We start from the raw sequence: 21427 nt of genomic DNA on the forward strand, positions 1-21427 counted from the left end.
GCTGCCGGTCATAGCTGACGGAAGATGGAACTCTCTCCTCTTGCCGCGGCTTTGATCGGCCTGCTGCTGGCCGCGTGGACCGGGCTTGCTGCCTGGCTCACGTGGCGAGCCCGCGCGAGCGAGCGGGCGGCGCGCAGCGCGATGGTCAAGTCGCGCCGCTTGGCGCAGATGATCGAAGAATCACCAGCGGTGCCGATGCTGGTGCGCGCCGATGGCAGGATCGAAGGGCCGGACCGGCTCGCCGCCTGGCTCGGGCTCGATCATCTGCCCGAGTTCCTTTCCGAACTGGATCGCGGCACCAGTGGCCTTGCGCCGGGCGAGCTTGACCGGCTGCGCGAGGCGCTGCGCCGCACGCACAAGACGGCCGCACCGTTCTCACTGGCGTTGCAGCCGCACGGATCGACCCGCAGCTTGGCCGTCCATGGCAGCCTTGCCGATCCGGCAGTGGCAACCGGAGGGGCGGCGCTGACCTGGTGGTTCGACTTTTCCTCAAGTCAGGTTGAACTTGAGCGCCTGCGTGCAGACGCGGTGCGTGCCCGTGCCGATTTCATCGCGCTCATCGGCCTGATCGAGGCTGCGCCCATGCCGATGTGGTTCCGCGGGCCGGACATGCAACTGCGGCTCGTCAACGGTGCCTATGTCGAGGCGGTGGGGGCAAGCGATGCCAACGAAGTTGTCGCGCAGCAGATCGAACTGGTCGAGACCGTCGAGGGGCGAACTGCCGCCGATGTCGCGTTGCAGGCGCACAGCGAAGAAGAGCCGGTCGAACGCATCGTTCCCGCCACCATTGGCAACCAGCGCCGCTCTTTGCGCGTGTCCGACCTTCCGCTGGGCGAAGACGGGGTGGCAGGCTATGCCGTCGATATCGAGGATATGGAGGAGCAGGCCCGCACTTTCCGCGCCTTCCGCGAGGCGCAGCGCTCGATGCTTGATCAGCTTTCGGTGGGCGTGGCGCAGTTCGATCCCGACCGGGTAATCGCCTTTGCCAACCAGCCTTTCGCGCGTATCTTCGCGCTGCCCGCACCGGCCCTTGCGCGTGGGCTCGATTTCGAACGCTTCATCGACATCGCGCGCGACAAGGCGCGGCTGCCCGAAGTGCGCGACTTTCCCGAGTGGCGCGGCCAGCTGCGCAAGTGGTTCTCCTCCGACAGCGCGGTGGAGGATGCCTGGACGCTGCCAGGTAACATGCACCTGCGCATCGTTGCGCAACCCATGCCCGATGGCTCGCTGGTGCTGGTGGCCGAAGACCGTTCCGAGCAGCTCGCACTTTCTGCCACCAGGGACACCTTGCTGCGCACCCGCACGGCCACATTCGATTCACTGTTCGAGGCGCTGGCGGTGTTTGCGCCCAATGGCCAGATCCAGCTGTGGAACCGCAGCTTCCCCTCGACCTGGGGCCTCGACGAAGATTTCTTCGACAAGCATCCGCATGTCGACGCCCTGCTCGAACAGCTCGGCACGCGTCTGGCGCGGCCGGGACAGCGCACGGCAATCGGCGAGGTGGTCCGCGCCGCCACGCTTGACCGGCAGCACAAGAGCGGGCGGGTGCTGATGGCCGACGGGCGCACGCTCGAATTTGCCGGCGTGCCGCTGCCCGACGGCAACGGTCTGCTTACCGTGCTCGACGTGACCGATTCGACAAAGGCCGAGGCCGCGCTGCGCGAACGCAATGCCGCGCTGGAAGAAGCGGACGCGATGAAGACGCGGTTCCTCGCCAATATGTCTTACGAGTTCCGTACGCCGCTGACCTCGATCGGCGGCTTTGCCGAACTGCTGGCGAGTGGCATCGCGGGCAACCTGAGCGATCAGGCGCAGGACTACGTGAACGCGATCATCGCTTCGGTCGAACGGCTGACGCAGCAGATCGAGACCGTGCTCGACCTGACGCAGAGCGAGGCAGGCCTGCTGCCGATGGCGCAGGAAGAGATCGCTCTGTTTGCTTTCCTCACCCGCGTGGTGCGCGAGCGCGAAGAGGCTATCGAAGCGAAGAACATTACGCTCGACCTGCGCGGCGATCGTTCGGCCGGTTCGATCACCGGCGATGCACGGCAGTTGGCGCGGGCCGTGGGCAATGTGCTCGACAACGCGATTTCGGCGACCGGCAGCAAGGGGCGCGTGCTCGTTGCCCTGCAGCGGCGCAAGTCGGGCGTGCAGATCGTGATTTCGGATAATGGCGCGGGGATGAAGCCGTCGGAACTGGCGCGCGCGCTCGACGGCTATCGGCGTCCCGGCACTGGCGAAGACAAGGCGGGCAAACGCGGTCTCGGCTTACCGCTCGCCAGGCAGTTGATCGAGGCGCACAACGGCAGGCTCGAAATTCAGTCGGAGAAGGGCGTGGGCACCACCGCCACGATCTATCTGCCATGAGCGCCGAAGTCGCGCTGCCCGATCTTGCCGCGATGCAAGCGCTGGGCGACCGCATCGCGAAGCTGATTGAGCCGGGAGATGTGGTGGCGCTTGAAGGCGACCTCGGCACGGGCAAGACGACGTTGGCACGCACGATCATCGCTGCGCTGGGGCACGAGGGCGAGGTGCCGTCGCCCAGCTTCACCATCGTCGAGATGTACGACCATCTTTCGCCGCCGCTGGTCCACGCCGATTTCTACCGGCTCGAACACCCCTCGGAAACCGACGAGATCGGGCTCGACGACTATCGCGAGGGCGCAGTGCTGATTGCCGAATGGCCAAAGCACGCCGGCGGCTTCGCGCATGAGCCTGCCTGCCTCGCCATCACGCTCCAGTTTCGCGACGAAAACGGGGAAGGGGGGCGCAAGGCGATTGTCGAGCCGGGGCAAGCTTGGCTAGGGCGGTGGCGATGACTCAGACTCTCCCGCGCCGCATCGACGAGTTTCTGGCCGAATCTGGCTGGGCCACTCCTCAGATCGAGGCGCTGCCCGGCGATGCCAGCTTCCGCCGCTATTTCCGCCTCAATCGCGAGGGCAAGGCTGCGCTCTTGATGGACGCGCCGCCCCCGCACGAGGATGTGCGCCCGTTCCTTCATGTCGCCCACTGGCTCAATGGGCAGGGCATGCGCGCGCCGCACATATACGCCCAGTGCGACGAGCGCGGGCTAGTCTTGCTCGAGGACTTCGGGCTGGACCGGATGCGCGATTGGCTAGATGAAAACCCGGCTGACGAAACGCGGGTCTATTCCGAGGCGATCGATGCGCTGGTGGCCTTGCACCGTTGCGAGCCCGGCCCATTCGCGCCCTATGATATGGCAACTTATCTGCGCGAGGTCACGCTGCTGCCCGAGTGGTTCTGTCCGCAGGCTGGCATCGAGGTCGATGCGGAAGGGTTCGAGGCGGCATGGCGCGAGGTGCTGACCCCGCTGCTTGACCGCCAGACGCCCGGCGTCACCGTCCTGCGCGATTATCATGCCGAAAACATCATGCTGTTGGCAGATGGCTCGCAAGGGCTGATCGACTTTCAGGATGCGCTGGTTGGCCACCCGGCTTATGACCTCGTCTCGTTGTTGCAGGATGCGCGCCGTGACGTCTCGGAGGAGCTGGAGGCGGCCATGCTCGACCACTATTGCCAGGAGGCCGGTTGCGACGAGCACTTCGCCGCCGACTATGCCCGGCTTGGGGCGCAGCGGAACGCCAAGATTGTCGGCATTTTTGCGCGCCTCAACCAGCGCGACGGCAAACCGCGCTACCTCTCTATGATCCCGCGCGTGTGGGAAGCGATGGAGCGCGATCTGGCGCATCCGGCGCTGGCCCCGGTCGCGCGCTGGTTCGATGCCAACATCCCGGACGAAATCCGCGCCAACAAGGGCAAACTGACCGCATGACCACGCTCGCTTCCGATACCGCCATGGTGCTGGCCGCAGGTATGGGCAAGCGGATGCGCCCGCTCACTGCATCGATGCCCAAGCCGATGGTGCGGGTGATGGGCAAGCCCATGATCGATCATGCGCTCGACCGGCTTGCCGATGCCGGGGTGGCCAAGGCGCTGGTCAACGTTCACTATATGCCCGATACGCTCGAAGCGCACCTAGCCGAGCGTAAGGACCCTGCCATCACCATCTCGGACGAGCGACCGCAGCTGCTTGAGACCGGGGGCGGGCTGGTGAAGGCGCAGGATCAGCTGCCCGATCCGTTCTTCTGCCTGAACTCGGACAACATCTGGCTCGACGGCCCGCGCAACTGCTTTGCCGACCTCTCGGTCCGATGGGACCCCGAACAGATGGACGCGCTGCTGCTGGTCGTCGCGCACAAGGGCGCGGTGAATTTTCGCGGTCTGGGCGACTTCCATATGGACGCGGCAGGCCGCCTGCGCCGCCGGAACAAGCCACGGGTGGCACCCTTCGTGTTCACCGGCATTCAGCTTGTATCGAAACGCCTGCTGCGCGATGCGCCCGAAGGACCGTTTTCCACGAATGTCCTGTGGGACCGCGCCATCGAAGAGGGGCGATTGTTCGGCTTGCCGTTCACCGGCCAATGGTTCGAGGTTGGCACCCCGCAAATGATCGCGCCGACCGAAGACGCGCTCAGGAATGTCTGAGCGGCCCGGACCGCACGTCTATTCCATCGCCGCGCACCGGGGCTTTGCCGATGCGCTCGTGGCGGGGCTGGTCCCGCGTTATGGAGATGACAGCTTCGGCCTCGCCCGGCTGACACTGCTGGTCCCCTCCACCCGTGCCGCGCGCACCATCACCGAAGCCTTTGTCCGCTATGCGGGCGAGGCGGGGACTAGCGGCCTGCTGCTGCCGCGCATGGTGCAGGTGGGCGATCTCGATCTCGACGAAGCGCTTGGCCCGCTGTTCGATTCGCTGGGAGCGGGCGCAGCGGTGCCCCCGGCGGCTGACCCCTTGCGGCGAACGCTCAAGCTTGCGCAACTGATCGGCGAGGTCGAGGGCGACAAGGCTCCAACCGGCGCGGCGCTGATGCGGCTCGCTACCGAGACCGGGAGGGTGATCGACCGGCTGCTGATCGAGGATATCGAACCTCAGGATCTGCTCGGTGAGCGGGTGCTCGGCATCCTCGCCGCCAACTCCGATCACTGGCGTGACAATCTGGCGCTGTTCGCCAAGGTGCAACTGCTGTGGCGCGACCACCTTGACCAGCGCGGCGAGATCGACACCTCGGCGCGGCGCAACCTGCTGTTCCGCGCCGCAGCGCGAAGGTTGCGCGAGGCACCGCCTGAACATCCGATTGTCGCGGCGGGCGTCACCAGCGCCGCGCCTGCGCTCGCCGAAATGCTGCGCACCATCGCGCATATGCCGCAGGGCGCGGTGATCCTGCCCGATTTCGACCTGTCGATGGACGCAGAGGTGTGGGACGAACTTGGCCACGCGGGCGACCCGTCGCTGGAAGAGCCGTTCGGACGCGACGATGCGATCACCCACCCGCAGTATCACCTCAAGCTGCTGCTCGGACGGATGGGCATTGCCCGCGAGGAGATCCGCGCCTGGCACCGGGCCGGTCTCGGTAAGGGGCCGCCCGAGCGCAGCCATGCCATTTCGAGCCTGTTCCTGCCGCCGCTCGCAAGCCGCCGGTGGGCGGCGCTTCCGGCGAAGCAGCGGCGTCTTGCCGGGGTGCGGCTGATCGAGGCGGGCAATCCCGAAGAAGAGGCGCAGGCCATCGCGCTGCTGGTGCGCGAGGCTCTTGCCACACCCGAACGGCGCGTTGCCGTGGTGACGCCCGACCGCGGCCTGGCCGCGCGGGTGTCGCAGCATTTGCGGCGCTGGAACGTGCGGGCGGACGATTCGGCCGGTGTCCCGCTCAGCCAGACGGCGGCGGGGCGTGTGTTGCTGCTGCTGGCGCAGGTCGGAGCCGAGCGTGCCGCGCCGGTACCGCTGATGGCTTTGCTGGGTCATCCACTGGTTGGCCACGAAGAGCGCGCCGACTGGTTGCGCGCGGTGCGACGGCTCGAACTGAGGCTGCGCGGTCCGCGCAGGGCTTCCGGGCTGGAAGAGCCGCGCAGGCTGGCCGAGAAAGCGGGCGTTGCCGACTGGTGGCAAACGGTCGAACCCGTCCTCGCTCCGCTGCTTGAAGTGGCAGCACCGCTGGGTCTCGCCGAGTGGCTCGATCTGCTGGCCGACGCGGGCGAGGCGCTATGCGGAGAGGCGCTGTGGGCGCGCGAAGATGGCCGCGCGCTGTCGGCCTTTATCGAGCAATGGCGGCTCCACGCGCGCGAAGTGTCGGTGGACTTCGCGCCAGACGAATTGCCGCGCGTTTTGCGCGACCTGTTCGATCAGGTGGCGGTGCGTCCGCAGTTCGGTGGGCATCCTCGGGTGGCGATCTACGGCCTGCTCGAAGCGCGGATGACGCGCGCCGATCTGGTGATTTGTGGCGGTCTGAACGAGGGCACCTGGCCGCCGGCCCCCGCCAGCGACCCGTTGCTCGCGCCCGCTGTCTTGCGCGCGCTCGGGGTGCCGGGGGCAGACTTCCGCATCGGCCTTGCCGCGCATGACCTTGCCGGAGCGCTCGGCGCGCCCGAGGTGGTGCTGACCCGCGCGCGGCGTGATGTCTCCGGCCCCGCGATCCCTTCGCGCTTCCTGCTGCGGGTGCGCGCGCTGCTCGGGGCCGATCTGTCGGCGGCGGCGAGCGACGAACAGACGCTCAAACTGGCGCGCGAGCTGGACCCCGCGCCAATGGAAATCGCACCCTATCCGGTGCCTGCGCCGATGCCCTCGGCAGACCAGCGGCGGCAGGACATCTCGGTCACCCAGCTTGACCGGCTGCGGTCCGATCCATTCGAATTCTACGCCAGCAAAATCATGGGGCTGCGCGATTTAGAGCCGCTCGACGCTGAACCCGATGCTGCCTGGCAGGGCACGCTGGCCCACGCTATCCTCGAACATTGGCACAACGGCGAGGGCGCCATCGAGGCGCTGGCCGAGCAACATCTCGCCGAGATGCACGCGCACCCCGTGATGCGGGCGCTGTGGAAGCCGCGTCTGGTCCGCGCGCTGCAATGGATCGTCGCGCAGATCGGGGCCGACCCGCAGCGCCAACCGCTCCCCAACGGGATCGAGGCCAAGGGCGAGATGCACGTCGAGGGCATCCGAATCCACGGCAAGGCCGACCGGATCGATCGGCTCTCCGACGGCTCGCTGGCGGTTGTCGACTACAAGACCGGCGGTCCGCCGACCGGGCCAACAGTCGAAAACGGCTATGCGCTGCAACTGGGCACACTCGGGCTGATCGCGCGGGACGGCGGGTTTACGGGCATCGCGGGAGAGCCGACCGCCTTCGAATATTGGTCGCTCGGCAAGGCCAAGGTGAAGGACCACGCGACCGGCTTCGGCTATATCACCACGCCGCTGAAGGTCGGCTCAAAGCGCTCGGGTATCCTGCCCGAGGACTTCCTCCCCGAGGCCGAACGCTATCTGCATGATGCGCTCGGCCGCTGGATTTTGGGCGAGGAGCCGTTCACCGCCGGGCTCAACCCCGATGCGCCGGGCTACAACACCTACGATCACCTGATGCGGCTCGGCGAGTGGCAAGGGCGCGGGGACGAGCGATGAGCGGCGCGGTCTATCCCTTGCAGAACAACCAGATGCTGGCGGTCGACCCTGCGGACAGTGTGTGGCTGTCGGCCTCGGCGGGCACCGGCAAGACGCAGGTGCTGTCGGCGCGGGTCTTGCGGCTGCTGCTCGATTCGGCGGTGCGGCCCGAGCAGATACTGTGCCTCACCTTCACCAAGGCGGGCGCGGCGGAAATGGCCGTGCGCGTCAACGAGGTGCTGGCGAACTGGGTGCGGATGCCCGCCGAGGCGCTGGCGGCGGATCTGCTGGCCATCGGTGCGAGCGCCGATCCCGCCACCATTGCCCGGGCGCGCAGCCTGTTCGCCAGCGTGCTCGACTGCCCCGGTGGCGGGCTTAGAATCGATACAATCCACGCTTTTGCGCAGTGGCTGCTGGCGGCTTTCCCGAACGAGGCCGGACTGGTGCCCGGAACGCGTCCGATGGAGGATCGTGACCGCGACCTTTTGGCCTCGCAGGTGCTGGCCGATCTGGTTGAGGACTGGGACAAGAGCGACCCCGCCGCCATGGCCGCGCTGGAAGAGCTATCCGTCCGGCTCGGCCCCGCAGAGGCGCGCAAGTGGCTGATGCGCTGTGCCGCCGCGCGCGAGGCGTGGTTCGGGCCGGGCGCATGGCAGCCACCCTTGCGCGGGAGGGTCGCACAACTGGTCGGCCTGCCCGCCGAGGCCAGCGTCGCCGATTTCGCCGGAGCCTGCGCCGACGGCAGCGCCGGGATCGAACTCCTGCGCCAGATCATGTGGGCCTACGATGGCTGGGGCGCGGCGAGCGGGCAGAAGTTTTCCGCGCTGATCGGTGAATGGCTGCTGGGCTCGGCCGAGGAGCGCTTCGCCGCCAGCGGCGCGCTGATGGGCGAGCTGTTCAACGACAAGGGCCTGCTCAAGTACCAGAACAACCTCGCGAAGGCCGATCCGGCAGTCGAGATGGTCGCAGTCGATGCGCTGGCATGGCTCGAAAAGGTGCGCCAGCAGGCTGCCTTGCTTGAGCTGGTCGCAGTGCTCACCCCGGCGCTCGAATTGGGGCGGCGCTATGCGCTGGCATGGGACGAGGCCAAGCAGCGCGAGGGGCTGGTCGATTTCGACGACCTGATCCGCCGCGCCGCCGCTTTGCTTGCCGATCCGGGGCAGGGCGAGTGGATCCGCTACAAGCTTGACCGGCAGTTCGACCATATCCTCGTCGACGAGGCGCAGGACACCAACGTCAGCCAGTGGGCGATCATCGACGCGCTGACTGACGACTTCTTCGCCGGGATCGGTGCAGCGGGCGAGCGCCAGCGAACCATCTTCGTGGTCGGCGATTACAAACAAGCGATCTTCGGCTTTCAGGGCACGAGCCCGGACAACTTCCTCTCCAAGCGCGACGACTACGCCGAAAAGCTGCGCCAGCGCGTGATCAATGCCGGGCAATTGCGCGAGAAACTGCGCTGGCGCGAGTTGCAGGATCTCGACCTCGGGCGCTCCTACCGCACCGCGCAGCCGGTGCTCACTTTCGTCGATGAGGCCATCGACGCCATCGGCCACAAGGCCTTCGGGCTCGACGAACGCCCTGCGCCGCATGTGGGCGACCAGCGCCCCGGCCTTGTCACGCTGTGGGCGCCGGTGCCGGGCAAGGTGGGCGACAGCGACGAGGAAGACGGCCCCGAACTGCGCGTATCCGAGCCCGAGCGGCGCATGGCCGACAAGATCGCCCAGTCGATCCTGCGCATGTGGAATGGCGGCTTCGCGCTCAGCAAGGGCGGCCATCGCAACGCAACGCCGGGCGACTTCATGGTGCTGGTGCGCAAGCGGCGTGAATTGGCCGGGCTGATCGTCGCGCGGCTTCATGCAGCTGGCGTGCCGGTGGCGGGGGTGGACCGCTTGCGGCTCGCCGCGCCGCTCGCCGTGCAGGACCTGATGGCGGCGCTGCGCTTCGCCGCGCAACCGGGGGATGACCTGCAACTGGCGAACCTGCTGGTCTCGCCGCTGATCGGGTGGAGCCAGGAGCAACTGCTCGAACACGGCTACCGCGGCGATAGCGGCAAGAGCCTGTGGCAGCACCTGCGCGATGGTGCGCATCCCGAGGTCGAGGCGGCGCGGGTCATGTTGCTCGATCTGCTCGCGCGGGCCGATTTCGAGGTGCCTCAAGCGCTCTTGCACTGGATACTCGTCGGCCCGTGGCAGGGGCGGCGCAAGCTGCTCGCGCGGCTTGGCAGCGAGGCCTCCGATCCTATCGACGAATTGCTCAACGCCGCATTCCAGTTCGCCGCTAGCAACACGCCGAGCCTGCAGGGCTTCATCCGCTGGTTCGACGCGGGCGAGGGGGAGCTGAAACGCGAGGCCGAGGGCGGGGGCGACTTCGTGCGGGTCATGACGGTCCACGGCTCGAAGGGTTTGCAAGCCCCGATCGTGATCCTCGCCGATGCCTGCGGCGACCCCGAAAAGGGCATGGCGAGCGGGCTGGAACTGGTCGAGGAACCGCTTGGGGGCGGCACTCCCCGCGCGATTCCGCTGCTCCCGCTCGGCAAGGACGAGCGCGTGGGGACAGTTGCCGAGGCTGCCGAGGCTGCCAAGGCCGCCGAGCGCGAGGAGCATTGGCGTTTGCTCTATGTCGCCATGACGCGCGCGGAAGAGGCGCTGTTTATCGGAGGCGCGCTGGGCAAGCTTGAGAAGGAGCCCGCGCCCGACAGTTGGTATTCCCGCCTCGCGCCGCTGTTCGCGGGCGATCCGCTTGAAGACGATATATGGGGCGCGCGCACCGAACGCGGCGAGCGCGCGCCCGCGTTTCCGCACCGCAGCCAGCAGGCGCTGCCGATCCCCGAGGTCCTGCCGCGCTGGGCTACCACGCCGGTCGGTGAGGAGCCGCGCCCGCCGCGTCCGCTCGCGCCGAGTTCTGCCGCGACCGAGGAGCGCGGGGCCGATCCGCCCTTGCCGGTAGCGCAGGCGGCGATTGCCGCGCGGCGCGGGGTGCTGATCCACGCGCTGCTCGAACGTTTGCCCGATGTGCCCGAGGACATGCGGCCTGCGGGCGGCCGGGCATGGCTGGCGCGCCACGGGGCAGACCTTGCCGAGGCCGAGCGCGAGGAAATGTTGGATCGCGCGCTGGCCGTGCTGGCCGAGCCGGAATGGCGCGAGCTGTTCGGTCCCGAGGCTCTGGCCGAAGTGCCGCTTGCCGCAGTGGTGGGCAGCGAAGTGATCGCGGGCACGGTCGACCGGCTGCTGGTGACGCCCGAGCGGATCGTGGTGGCTGATTTCAAGACGGCGCGCCGCCCACCTGTGGGCCTTGCCGAGGTGCCGACATCGACGCTGGCGCAGATGGCGGCTTATGTCGCGGCGCTGGAGGTGATCTATCCGGGGCGCACGGTGGAGGCCGCAGTGCTCTATACACAGGTTCCGCGCCTGATCGCCTTGCCCGATGCGGTGCTCGCAGCGCACAAGCCCGGCTTCGCACAGGGCGACTAAAGCTATCGCGCGCGCATATTGCCCAGCCATGAGCAATGACTAGATTGCACGAAAGACAAGGAGAATTCCGATGGCAACCAAAGCAGTGACCGACGCCAGCTTCAAGTCCGACGTGATCGAGGCCGACAAGCCCGTGCTGGTGGATTTCTGGGCCGATTGGTGCGGCCCGTGCAAGATGATCGCCCCCGCGCTCGAAGAGATTTCGGACGAACTGGAAGGCAAGGTCGAGATCGTTAAGATGGACATCATGGAGAACCCCGATGTCCCTGGGCAGATGGGAGTTCAGTCGATCCCCTATCTGGCGCTGTTCTCGGGCGGCAAGGTGGTGGCGCACCAGATGGGTGCGGCGCCGAAGAACGCGCTCAAGAACTGGCTTGAGAGCAACCTCTGAGCTTATCCGTCGCCCCGGCCTTGAGCCGGGGCCGGGCTTTCTACGCGGCCAAGGCTGAGAGCCGCTCTGCCATGCCGTCCCACAACGCGGGCGATGCGGCGCCGATCAGGCCTTTGCGCTCCCACTCATCCACCCGGTAAGCCGTGCCATCGGGCCGCGCGGCCTTGCCACCCGCTTCGTTGAGCCAGAGCGCGCCTGCTGCATGGTCCCATGCCAGCGTGCGCTCGAAGATCGAGACATCGTTGGTGCCTAGTGCAAGCCTTGGATATTGCTCGGCAGCGCAATAGGGGATGTCGACGAGGCGGTAGTGCGGAGCGATATGCTCCTTCACCGATTCGCGTTTGGCTTCGTCCATGAACAGCAACGAGATCGCTGCCACTGGCGATGTTTCGCCGGTGACGCGGGCGGTGATCCGCTCGCCATTAACGAATGCTCCCTTGCCCTTCTGCGCCACGCAGAGGCGGCCGGAGAGGCAATCATAGATCCACCCGGTGTGCGCCTCTCCGCCAGAAGCCATGGCAAGCAGAATCCCGAAGGGTGGCTTTCCGGCTGCAAAGTTGCGCGTCCCGTCGATAGGGTCGATGATCCAGCAATCGCCTTTGAGACCTTCCAGCACTTGCGGATCGGCATGGGCAGCCTCTTCGCCAACCACGGCAAGGCCGGGCATGATCCGCGCCAGACCTTCAGCCAGCATATGCTCGCTGTCCTTGTCGGCCACGGTGACCGGGTCGTTGCCGCCTTTGTCTTCCACCTCGCCCTCGGCAAGGTTGCGAAAACGCGGGAGGATCGCGCGTTCGGTCACCTCGCGCAGCAGCTTGGCGATGGCTGTATCGAGGCCGGTCATCCCCGCCGCCTTATGAGCGGTAATCGGCATTGATGCTGATGTAGCCATGTGTGAGATCACAGGTCCAAACGGTGGCCCGGCCTTCGCCAAGGCCAAGATCCACGGTAATATCGACCTCGTCGCCTGCCAGATGCGCGGCCACGGGCGTTTCGTCATAGTCCGGCAAAGGCAGGCCGTCCTTCGCCGCCCAGATTCCGCCGAAGGCAATGCCGAGCTTGTCGCGATCGGCCGGTTCGCCCGCCTTGCCGACCGCCATCACAACGCGGCCCCAGTTCGCATCGCCGCCCGCGATGGCCGTCTTCACCAGCGGCGAGTTGGCCACGGCGAGGCCGACCTTGCGCGCGCTCTCATCCGACGCTGCGCCATGAACGGTCACGCCGATGAACTTGCTCGCCCCTTCGCCGTCGCGCACCACCAGATGGGCAAGCTGGCGGCAGACATCGTGCAGCGCGGCGGCAAAAGCGTCAGCGCCCGCGTCATCGACATGCGCAAGCGGCACGTTGCCCGCCTTGCCGGTGGCGAAGGCAAGCACGGTGTCGCTGGTCGAGGTGTCGCTGTCGACAGTGATGCAGTTGAAGGTCGCATCGCTGGCGGCGCTGAGGCAGGCTTGCAGGAAGGCGGGCTCGACCGCAGCGTCGGTGAAGACGTAGCCGAGCATTGTCGCCATGTCGGGCGCGATCATGCCCGAGCCCTTGATGATGCCGTTGATGGTCACCTTCGTCTCGCCGATCATCGCCGTGGCGCTGGCGCCTTTGGCGAAGGTGTCGGTGGTGCCGATTGTGTTGGTGGCGTCCTCGAAGGTGCAGGGCTCGGCGGTGAGCGCCGCGGCGACGCCCGCTTCGGCCTTGTCCTTGGGCAGCGGCACCCCGATCACGCCGGTCGAGGAAACCAGCACCTCGGCGGGCTGACAGCCCAGGTGAGCGGCGACCTGCGCCATGATCTGCTCGACCGCGTCGCGCCCGCGGTAGCCGGTGAAGGCGTTCGAATTGCCAGCGTTGACAATCAGCGCCCGCGCGTGACCGAGCTTCACCTGTTCGCGGCCCAGCTCGACTTCCGACGAACAGCAGACATTGCGCGTGAACACACCGGCAACGGCTGTGCCCTCCGCCAGCTCGGCATAAGTGAGGTCGCAGCGGTCCCACGTCTTGTAGTTCGCACGGGCCACACGCAGCGTTACGCCGGCGATGGGCTCCATGGCGGGGAAGGGCTTGGCGAGCGGGGAGGTGGCGATGTTCATCGGCCGTGCGATAGGCGCTTGGTGCGCAGTGGACAATTGCCAATAGATCGCTATCTGTCCCAGCAATGCTTCGCCGTCTTTTGACCCTGCTTGCCGTGATGTCGGGCTTTGCGCTTGTCGCGGAGCCTGCGCGCGCGGTGGAAGCGGACGTGGTCTCGCTGGCGGAAGCTGCCGATTGCGGTGACTGTTCGGCCATCGTCGTCGCCCCGCTCGAGTTCTCGGCTTCCCGCACCGCCATAGCACCGATGCGTCGCCCCTGCGGCGAACGCCCGGTCGTCGTGTGGAGCCCCTCGGTCCAGCTTCAGGCAGACCGCGCGCTGGAATAGCGCCGCCGCGCGCGCCTGCGTGCAGCCTACAGCCCTGTTTCCCGCCGCGCCCTTTGCCCGCGCGGCATCCCCGTATTCATAGTCAGGAATCCACCTCATGTGGCAGTCTATCGCCAAGTCCCTGTTCGGCTCATCCAACGACCGGTACGTTAAATCGCTCGGCAAGATCGTTGATCGTATCAACGGCCTGGAAGAGCAGCTCGTTGATTTCTCCGACGATGAGCTGCGTGCGCAAACCGCCAAGTTCCGCCAGAAGCTGGAAGAGGGCCAGACGCTCGACGACCTGATGCCCGAAGCGTTCGCGACCGTTCGCGAGGCTTCGAAGCGCGTTTACGGAATGCGCCATTTCGATGTTCAGCTGATCGGCGGCATCGTGCTCCACCGCGGCCAGATCGCCGAGATGAAGACAGGCGAAGGCAAGACCCTGATGGCGACGCTCGCCGTCTATCTGAACGCCATCGAGGGCAAGGGCGTCCACGTCGTTACCGTGAACGATTACCTCGCCAGCCGCGACGCCGAGGAGATGGGCAAGCTCTACAGCTTCCTCGGACTGAGCGTGGGCGTGATCGTGCCCAACCTGCCCGAACATGCGCGGCGCGAATCCTATGCTGCCGACATCACCTACTCGACCAACAACGAGTTGGGCTTCGACTACCTGCGCGACAACATGAAGCATTCGCGCAGCCAGATGGTGCAGCGGCCCTTCAACTTCGCCATCGTCGACGAGGTCGACTCGATCCTGATCGACGAGGCGCGCACGCCGCTCATCATCTCGGGCCAGACCGAGGACAAGTCCGAGCTTTACATGTCGATCGACGCTGTGGTGAAGGAGCTTGAGGAAGAGTACTACGAGACCGACGAAAAGGCGCGCAACATCCAGTTGACCGAGGATGGCGTCGAAATCATGGAGCAGCGCCTGCTCGCGGCCGGGCTTCTGGCAACCGACAACCTCTACGATGTCGAGAACACGCAGGTCGTGCATCACCTCGACCAGTCCTTGCGCGCGGTGAAGATGTTCCGGAAGGACACCGACTATATCGTCAAGGATGGCAAGGTCGTCATCATCGACGAGTTTACGGGGCGCATGATGGACGGCCGCCGCTGGTCGAACGGCCTGCACCAGGCGGTCGAGGCGAAAGAGGGCGCGGAAATCCAGCCCGAGAACCAGACCATGGCCTCGATCACCTTCCAGAACTACTTCCGCATGTATCCCAAGCTTTCGGGCATGACCGGCACCGCCGCCACCGAGGCGGCCGAGTTCTTCGACATCTACAAGCTCGACGTGGCCGAGATCCCGACCAATCTGCCCATCGCGCGCATCGACGATGACGACCAGTTCTACAAGAACACGCTCGACAAGTTCGCCGCCATCGCCAAGGCGATCAAGGAGAAGCAGGAAATCGGCCAACCCGTGCTGGTCGGCACTGTCTCGATCGAAAAGAGCGAATTGCTCAGCCAGTTCCTCGACAAGGAAGGCGTGAAGCACGCCGTGCTCAATGCTCGGATGCACGAGCAGGAAGCACACATCGTGGCGCAGGCGGGCCGCTTCGGCACGGTCACCATCGCCACCAACATGGCCGGACGTGGCACCGACATTCAGCTCGGCGGTAACCTCGATTTCCGCATCGGCGACGAGCTGAGCCATCTCGAAGACGGCCCCGAGAAGGACGCTGCCATCGCCCGGATCAAGGAAGAGATCGCCGCCGAGAAGGCGCGCGTGATCGAGGCCGGCGGCCTGTTCGTGCTCGGCACCGAGCGGCACGAAAGCCGCCGCATCGACAACCAGCTGCGCGGCCGTTCGGGCCGTCAGGGAGACCCCGGCCTCTCGCGCTTCTACCTCTGCCTGGAGGACGATCTGTTGCGCATCTTCGGGCCGGACACGCTGTTCTCCAAGATGATGAATTCGAACCTCGAAGATGGCGAGGCGATCGGCTCGAAGTGGCTCTCGAAGGCCATCGAAACCGCGCAGAAGAAGGTCGAGGCGCGCAACTACGAGATGCGCAAGCAAGTGGTGCAGTACGACGACGTGATGAACGATCAGCGCACCGTGGTTTACGATCAGCGCGCGGAAATCATGGATTCCGAGAAGGTCGATGACGTGGTCGAGGAAATGCGCCGCGACGCGATCAACGCGATCGTCACCTCCGCTTGCCCGCCGGGCTCCTATCCCGAGCAGTGGGACGTGGAAACGCTCAAGGCCAGGGTCGAGGACGTGATGGGCGAGACCCCGCCGCTCGACGACTGGCTGGAAGAGGAACAGGTCGACCCCGAGCTGATCGAGCAGCGCTTGCAGACGCTTGCCGAGGAGAAGCTCGCCGGGCGCGTGGCGCAGTTCGATGAAGATGTGTGGCGGCAGAACGAGAAGGGCATTCTGCTTGAACGGCTCGATCATCACTGGAAAGAACACCTCGCCACGCTCGATGCGCTGCGGCAGGTGGTGTTCCTGCGCGCCTATGCGCAAAAGACGCCGATCAACGAATACAAGCAGGAAGCTTTCGGCCTGTTCGAGTCGATGCTCGATACGCTTCGCGAGGATGTTACCCGCGTGCTACTCACCGCGCATTTCCGCATCGCGCAGCCGGCCCAGCAGGCTCCGCTGCCCGAACTGCCCGACTTCCTCACTGGTCACATCGACCCGTTGTCGGGCGAGGACAACTCGAACGACGGCGACGGTTCGGCCCGGTTTGCGTCGTTGTTCGGTTCGCTGGCGGGATCGCCGGTCGCAGGCGTCGGCCCCGGCGGCGCGGAGACCAACGATCCTTATAAGGACCAGAACGTGAACCGTAATGCGCCGTGCCCCTGCGGCTCGGGCAGCAAATATAAGCACTGTCACGGCGCGGTCTGAACGGCAGAGCTCTTGTTATAATCGTAACGCCCGTTAGTAACCTCTCGAGAGAGAGGAGAGGGCGATGCGAATTTCGAGGTTGGACCTGCCGCGCTGTCAGGTGGGCGAGGGGCCGGTGTGGGATGTGGCCGAGCAGGCTTTATTTTACATCGACATCCTCGCCCGGAAAGTGTTCCGGTGGGATCCTGCCACTGGCGATCATGCGCAGTGGGACGTTCCCGACATGATCGGCTCGATGGCCTTGCGCGAACAGGGCGGGGCCATCGTTGCACTCGTTGGCGGCATTCACAGCCTCGATTTTGCCACTGGAGCCGTGGAGCCGTTGGCACTGATCGAGCCGGCCAATCCCGCGATCCAGTTCGCCGATGGCAAGGTCGACCGGGCGGGCCGCTTCATCTTCGGCACCAGCCATCGCAAGGCGAGCGAACCCGTCGGCGGCCTGTTTACGCTCGACCGCGGGACGATCCGCCAACTCGACAGCGGGCTGACGCTCGGCAACGGCCCCTGCTGGTCGCCCGATGGCACTACGCTCTATCACGCCGACAGCATGGCGCACCTGATCTACGCCTACGATTATGACATCGAGAGCGGCACCGCTGCGAACCGTCGCGTGTTCTTCGACACCAGCGACTATGGCCCGATCCCCGATGGCTGCACGGTTTCTGCCGATGGCGATCTGTGGAGCGCGATCTGCGAGGGCGGTGTGGTGCTGCGGTTATCGCCTGAAGGCGAGGTGAAGCAGGTGATCGAAATGCCCACCAAACTGCCTGCCAGCTGCATGTTCTTCGGCGAGAAGCTGGATCGCCTGTTCGTGCCCAGCATCGACCCTTCCTTTCTCGGCCGTGAGCCGGGCGAGGGCGACGGTTGGAGCTATGTGATCGACGACCTCGCCGTCACCGGTTTGCCGGAGCCGCGCTATCATGGATAAACGCCTGCCCCCACTGCTGGTTGCGGTGTTCATCAACATCGCCGGGTTCAGCCTGATTCTGCCGCTGCTGCCGTTCTATGGGCAGGTGTTCTCTGCCAGCTCGTTCGAGATCGCGCTGCTGTTTGCGGCCTATTCGTTCGGCAACGTGTTCGGGGAAATCCACTGGGGCCGTCAGTCCGATCGCTGGGGGCGGCGCAAGGTGTTCTACGTCACCACCTTCATCGCCGGGCTGACCTACATCGCCTTCGCCTTTGCGCCGAACCTTTGGGCGGCCATCGTTATCCGCATCGTCAGCGGGTTCTTCTCGGGCACGCTCAGCGTCGCGCAGGGCTTTATCGCCGACGTTTCTGCGCCAGAGCGACGGGCCAAGACAATGGGCTATTTCGGCGCGGCCTTCTCGCTCGGCTTTGCCTTCGGGCCGGTGCTGGGTGGACTGTTCGCAGGCGAGGAAGTCGCGGCGCAGAGTTTCCACGCGCCGATCCTGATCGCCGGGGCGCTGTCGGTCATGGCGAGCATCTGGTGTTTCCTCGTCCTGCGCGATGCGGTCGAGCCATCGGGCAAGGGGCGGCCTTTGCCGAAATATTCCGAGGCCTTTGCCTTCGTCTCGTCCGAGCCGCTGCTGTCGCGGCTGTTCGTGATCTCGTTCTTCGGCATTGCCGCCTTTGCCTCGATGGAGGCGATTTACGGGCTGTGGAGCGAGGCGAACTTCGGGTGGAGCGCGAAGGACCTGGGCTGGGCGTTCCTCGCCATCGGCGGCGGCGGACTGTTCGCGCAGCTGGTGTTGATCGGGCCGTTGGTGGCCCGCTTCGGGGAGGCGCGGGTGATTTTGATTGGGCTGGGTTGCCTCGTGCTCGCGATGCTGTTGCAGCCTGTAATCCGCACGCCATTCACCGGGGTGGCGCTGATGGGTTTGCTGATGACGGGGCACAGCCTCGCCTTTCCTTCTGCCGGCGCGCTGCTCAGCCGCAACACCCCGCCCGAGCGGCAGGGCAGCACGATGGGGCTGTTGATGGCGTCCAACGCAATCGGCCGCATCCTCGCTCCGCCAGCCTTTGGCGCGCTGTTTGCGCTGGAGATGGACTTGCCGTGGTATGCAGGTGCAGCAATGATCGCGCTCGCCGCGCTGATCGCGTTGCAGGCGGTGCGCCTGCTCGATGCGAAGCGCGCGGCGGCGGCCTAGCGATAGCGGGCGGGCGCTTGCAGCACGGCGTTGGCAATCAGCAGGTCGAGCCCGTCGAGATAGCCCCGCGTTGACGGGTCCTGCGCGAAGCCGACCACCAGTCCGTCGCCGTGCTCCTGCGCCATCAGGTAAGGCTTGAAAGCCATCTGGCGCCGGTTCTCGTCCCAGATATAGCCGCTGGCGAGCAGGTCGGCCGGCGCGGCATAGCGCACCGCATTGGTCCCCGTTCCGCGCGCAAGCGGCGTGAAGATCAGGTTGCCATCGGCATTCACCACCGGGCCTGCCTCATAGCCTGCCGAGAGGATCGTGTCGGGATCGATGGCGGTGTTGAGCAGCGCGCCGGGAAGCACGTCGGGCAGGGCATCGGGGTCGCCGATGAGGCTGCGGTATTCGGCGAGTGTGGCGATATCGGTTCCTGGGGCGACGGGGCCTTCGCCGGGTGCCTTCCCCTTGGCGTCGCCCGCAGATGCGGCGCCTTCCGGCTTGGTCGCCAGCAGCGCATCCTCGCCCCGATTGAGGTCCATGATCGACTGGCCAATGGCGACAAGCACGCCGCCCTCCTCGGCAAAGCTGGCGAGTGCGGCAACGCCTGCTGACCCTAGCGCGCGGCCCGGGCTGCCGTCAGGCACGAGCACTACGTCATAGCGGCCAAGGTCAGCCGCGCTCACTTTGCCCGTTCGGATCGGCGCGACGGGCAGGGCGAGCCGCTGCTCGATCACATAGCGCAGCGCCCCGGCAGACAGCGGCGACACGCCATCATCCCACAACATCGCGATGCGCGGAGCGGTGAGCATGGCCACTGCATCGCTGCCCAGGTTTGGCCCTCGATCAACCCAGCCATTTGCAAGCGCGCGCGTCTCGGCGCCGATGGTGCGGGCAAGACGGTTAAGCTCGCCGAGCTTATCAGGATTGGCCGCTGCGGTGAAGACCACCGAACCGCGCGGATAGCTGCGCCCGCCGGTGGTAAAGGCTTCGGCGCTCGAGCGTCCGACCAGCCCGGCGCGCAAGGCTTCGGCCACCAGGCGGACCTGCCCGCTATCGCTCCATGGCACGACAAGGCCGAAGGTGCCGGGAGTCTCGGTGCGCTCGGCCAAGGGGGCATCGGCAGCAAGCGCGGTTCCGCCCGCTGCATCGGCGCAAAGCGTTACGTCCACCCCGGACATCAAACCGAGCGACCACGCGGTCGAATCGTAAAGCTCGTGCGGCAGGTCGCGGCTGCGGCGATCCTCCTGCTCGGCAACGAAGGAGCCGGGCAGGTCGGTCTGCTCATCGAGCAGCGAGCGGACCAGTCTCCCGGTGCCCTGTTCGCGCGGTACGGCGAGATAGCCTTGCGGATAGCTCTTGCCACAGGCGCTGGCCGGGCCTCCCACCTGGCGCACGGCAATACCCTGAAAGGCGAGGCGGCGTCCGAGCTGTTCGGCGTTCCAGCGGCGCGAGGCGAGGTCGATCACATAGCTGCCGCGCCCGGCTTCGCCCGTGGCGGCGCTGCGGCGATAGGCGGCATAGTCCGAGAGGAAACGGCGAGCATTGGTGGCGACTGTGTAGGCCGTGGCGAGCGTGGTGGTGAAGTGGTTGCGCACGCCGTCGCGGTAAGTCAGCACGGTGCCGTCAGGGCGTTCATAGACCAGACCGCGCGCGCTGGCTTGCTCGAACGTCATGCCGATGGCGCCGTTCATCATGGGCCAGCTATCGCCGTAGCCGGGATAGAACGCGTCGAACACTTCGCGGGTGTAATAGGGCTGGCCGATCGCATCGAGCGCGGCGGCGTTGTTGCGACCAAGCAGCTCCTGCGCGGAGATTTGTCCGAGCGTGATGTTCGGATTGATCGGGTTGGCGACGGGCGGCATGAAATAGGTGCTGGCACCGCCCATCTCGTGGGCATCCACGAACACCACCGGCTGCCAGTCACGCACGGCGGCGACCTTGCCGCGCGTTTCGGGCTGGGTCAGCGCGAACCAGTCTCGGTTAAGATCGAACAGGTAGTGATTGACGCGCCCGCCGGGCCAGGGCTGGTCGTGCTCGGCGGTGTCAGGATCGACCTGCGGCACAAGGCCACGCGCGGCGGTGAAGCTCTGAACGAAGCGGTTGCGGCCATCGGGGTTCTGCGAAGGGTCGATGATCACGACGCTGTTGGCGAGGATCGTATCGACCGTAGCGTCACCCTCCGAGGCGAGCAGGTGATAGGCTAGGGCGAGCGCTGCATCGGTGGAAGAAATCTCGTCACCATGAACGCCGTAGGAAAGCCAGGTGACGGGCACGGTACGCTCTATGATGGCGCTGGCGGCTGCGGGGGCTATCCCTCGCGCAAGCTCCCCCATGTCGGCCTTGATCGCTTCTATCCGCGCCATGTTGGCCGGGCTGGCAATGACCGCATAGACCAGCGGACGGCCTTCCCAGCTCTCGGCATATTCGACCAACCGTACCCGTTCGGGAGCGGCTGCCGCCAGCGCTTCCATATAGGTGAGGAGGTCAGCTGGCGCGGTGATCTCTTCGCCCGGCGCATGGCCGATCACCTGTTGCAGTTCGGGGATGGCGGGGTCGAAAGTGCCGGGAAGGATCGACTGGGCGGCCAGGGGGGTTGTGGCAAGCAGGCTGGCTGCGCCGAGCAGTGCGGCGCGGACAATAGTGTGGCAGATCATCAAGCTTCCCTGTCGTGTTGTGGGAGGGAGGATGATCTGATTGACCGCGTTAGGCAAGCAGCCACGCGCAAACTTTTGCCAAAAGGTAATACTGGGGTTCGTCAGACGCCA

At 66.1% G+C, this 21427-nt stretch carries 14 protein-coding genes; 11 read left to right on the top strand and 3 right to left on the bottom strand.

From position 1 onward, the window contains the following. Window positions 1-24 precede the first annotated feature (24 nt). From E0473_RS01285 to trxA, 7 genes are all read left to right on the top strand, one after another. The gene (locus tag E0473_RS01285; protein ID WP_137679058.1) at window positions 25-2367 is read left to right on the top strand and encodes a PAS domain-containing sensor histidine kinase; all 2343 of its coding nucleotides are present in this window, start codon (window positions 25-27) and stop codon (window positions 2365-2367) included. Then, window positions 2364-2819, top strand: a complete 456-nt coding sequence (gene tsaE / locus E0473_RS01290) for a tRNA (adenosine(37)-N6)-threonylcarbamoyltransferase complex ATPase subunit type 1 TsaE (protein WP_137679059.1) — start codon at window positions 2364-2366, stop codon at window positions 2817-2819. Before E0473_RS01285 ends, tsaE begins: the two co-directional genes overlap by 4 nt. Next, a complete protein-coding gene (locus E0473_RS01295) occupies window positions 2816-3793 on the top strand; it encodes an aminoglycoside phosphotransferase family protein (RefSeq protein WP_137679060.1) in 978 nt (325 codons plus the stop codon). Before tsaE ends, E0473_RS01295 begins: the two co-directional genes overlap by 4 nt. Further along, complete coding sequence (locus E0473_RS01300) at window positions 3790-4506, top strand: nucleotidyltransferase family protein (protein ID WP_137679061.1); 717 nt, start codon at window positions 3790-3792, stop codon at window positions 4504-4506. Before E0473_RS01295 ends, E0473_RS01300 begins: the two co-directional genes overlap by 4 nt. After that, window positions 4499-7474: a PD-(D/E)XK nuclease family protein gene (locus tag E0473_RS01305; RefSeq protein ID WP_137679062.1), complete on the top strand. Its 2976-nt coding sequence runs from the start codon at window positions 4499-4501 to the stop codon at window positions 7472-7474. Before E0473_RS01300 ends, E0473_RS01305 begins: the two co-directional genes overlap by 8 nt. Continuing rightward, entirely contained in the window at window positions 7471-10926 is a 3456-nt protein-coding gene (gene addA / locus E0473_RS01310) for a double-strand break repair helicase AddA (protein ID WP_137679063.1), read from the top strand. The genes E0473_RS01305 and addA overlap by 4 nt, the downstream gene beginning before the upstream one ends. Window positions 10927-10996: 70 nt before the next feature. Beyond that, entirely contained in the window at window positions 10997-11317 is a 321-nt protein-coding gene (gene trxA / locus E0473_RS01315) for a thioredoxin (RefSeq protein WP_137679064.1), read from the top strand. Window positions 11318-11357: 40 nt separating this feature from the next. Here trxA and E0473_RS01320 read toward each other — a convergent pair whose 3' ends face one another. Continuing rightward, window positions 11358-12191, bottom strand: a complete 834-nt coding sequence (locus E0473_RS01320) for an inositol monophosphatase family protein (protein WP_241657279.1) — start codon at window positions 12189-12191, stop codon at window positions 11358-11360. Further along, window positions 12172-13398, bottom strand: a complete 1227-nt coding sequence (gene argJ / locus E0473_RS01325) for a bifunctional glutamate N-acetyltransferase/amino-acid acetyltransferase ArgJ (RefSeq protein ID WP_137679065.1) — start codon at window positions 13396-13398, stop codon at window positions 12172-12174. The genes E0473_RS01320 and argJ overlap by 20 nt, the downstream gene beginning before the upstream one ends. Before the next feature lie 65 nt (window positions 13399-13463). Here argJ and E0473_RS01330 point away from each other — a divergent pair, with 65 nt between their 5' ends. The 4 genes from E0473_RS01330 to E0473_RS01345 all read left to right on the top strand — a co-directional run bounded on the left by E0473_RS01330 (window position 13464) and on the right by E0473_RS01345 (window position 18677). Then, a complete protein-coding gene (locus tag E0473_RS01330; protein WP_137679066.1) occupies window positions 13464-13724 on the top strand; it encodes a hypothetical protein in 261 nt (86 codons plus the stop codon). A gap of 97 nt (window positions 13725-13821) precedes the next feature. Further along, complete coding sequence (gene secA, locus E0473_RS01335; RefSeq protein WP_137679067.1) at window positions 13822-16569, top strand: preprotein translocase subunit SecA; 2748 nt, start codon at window positions 13822-13824, stop codon at window positions 16567-16569. A gap of 64 nt (window positions 16570-16633) precedes the next feature. After that, a complete protein-coding gene (locus tag E0473_RS01340) occupies window positions 16634-17497 on the top strand; it encodes an SMP-30/gluconolactonase/LRE family protein (protein WP_137679068.1) in 864 nt (287 codons plus the stop codon). Continuing rightward, window positions 17490-18677: an MFS transporter gene (locus tag E0473_RS01345; protein ID WP_137679069.1), complete on the top strand. Its 1188-nt coding sequence runs from the start codon at window positions 17490-17492 to the stop codon at window positions 18675-18677. Before E0473_RS01340 ends, E0473_RS01345 begins: the two co-directional genes overlap by 8 nt. On the opposite strand, the gene E0473_RS01350 is transcribed toward E0473_RS01345, so the two are convergent. Further along, the gene (locus E0473_RS01350) at window positions 18674-21316 is read right to left on the bottom strand and encodes a M14 family zinc carboxypeptidase (protein WP_137679070.1); all 2643 of its coding nucleotides are present in this window, start codon (window positions 21314-21316) and stop codon (window positions 18674-18676) included. The genes E0473_RS01345 and E0473_RS01350 overlap by 4 nt on opposite strands. Between the last annotated feature and the right edge of the window lie 111 nt (window positions 21317-21427).

This window comes from Aurantiacibacter suaedae (genome assembly GCF_005434915.1).
GTDB lineage: Bacteria > Pseudomonadota > Alphaproteobacteria > Sphingomonadales > Sphingomonadaceae > Alteraurantiacibacter > Alteraurantiacibacter suaedae.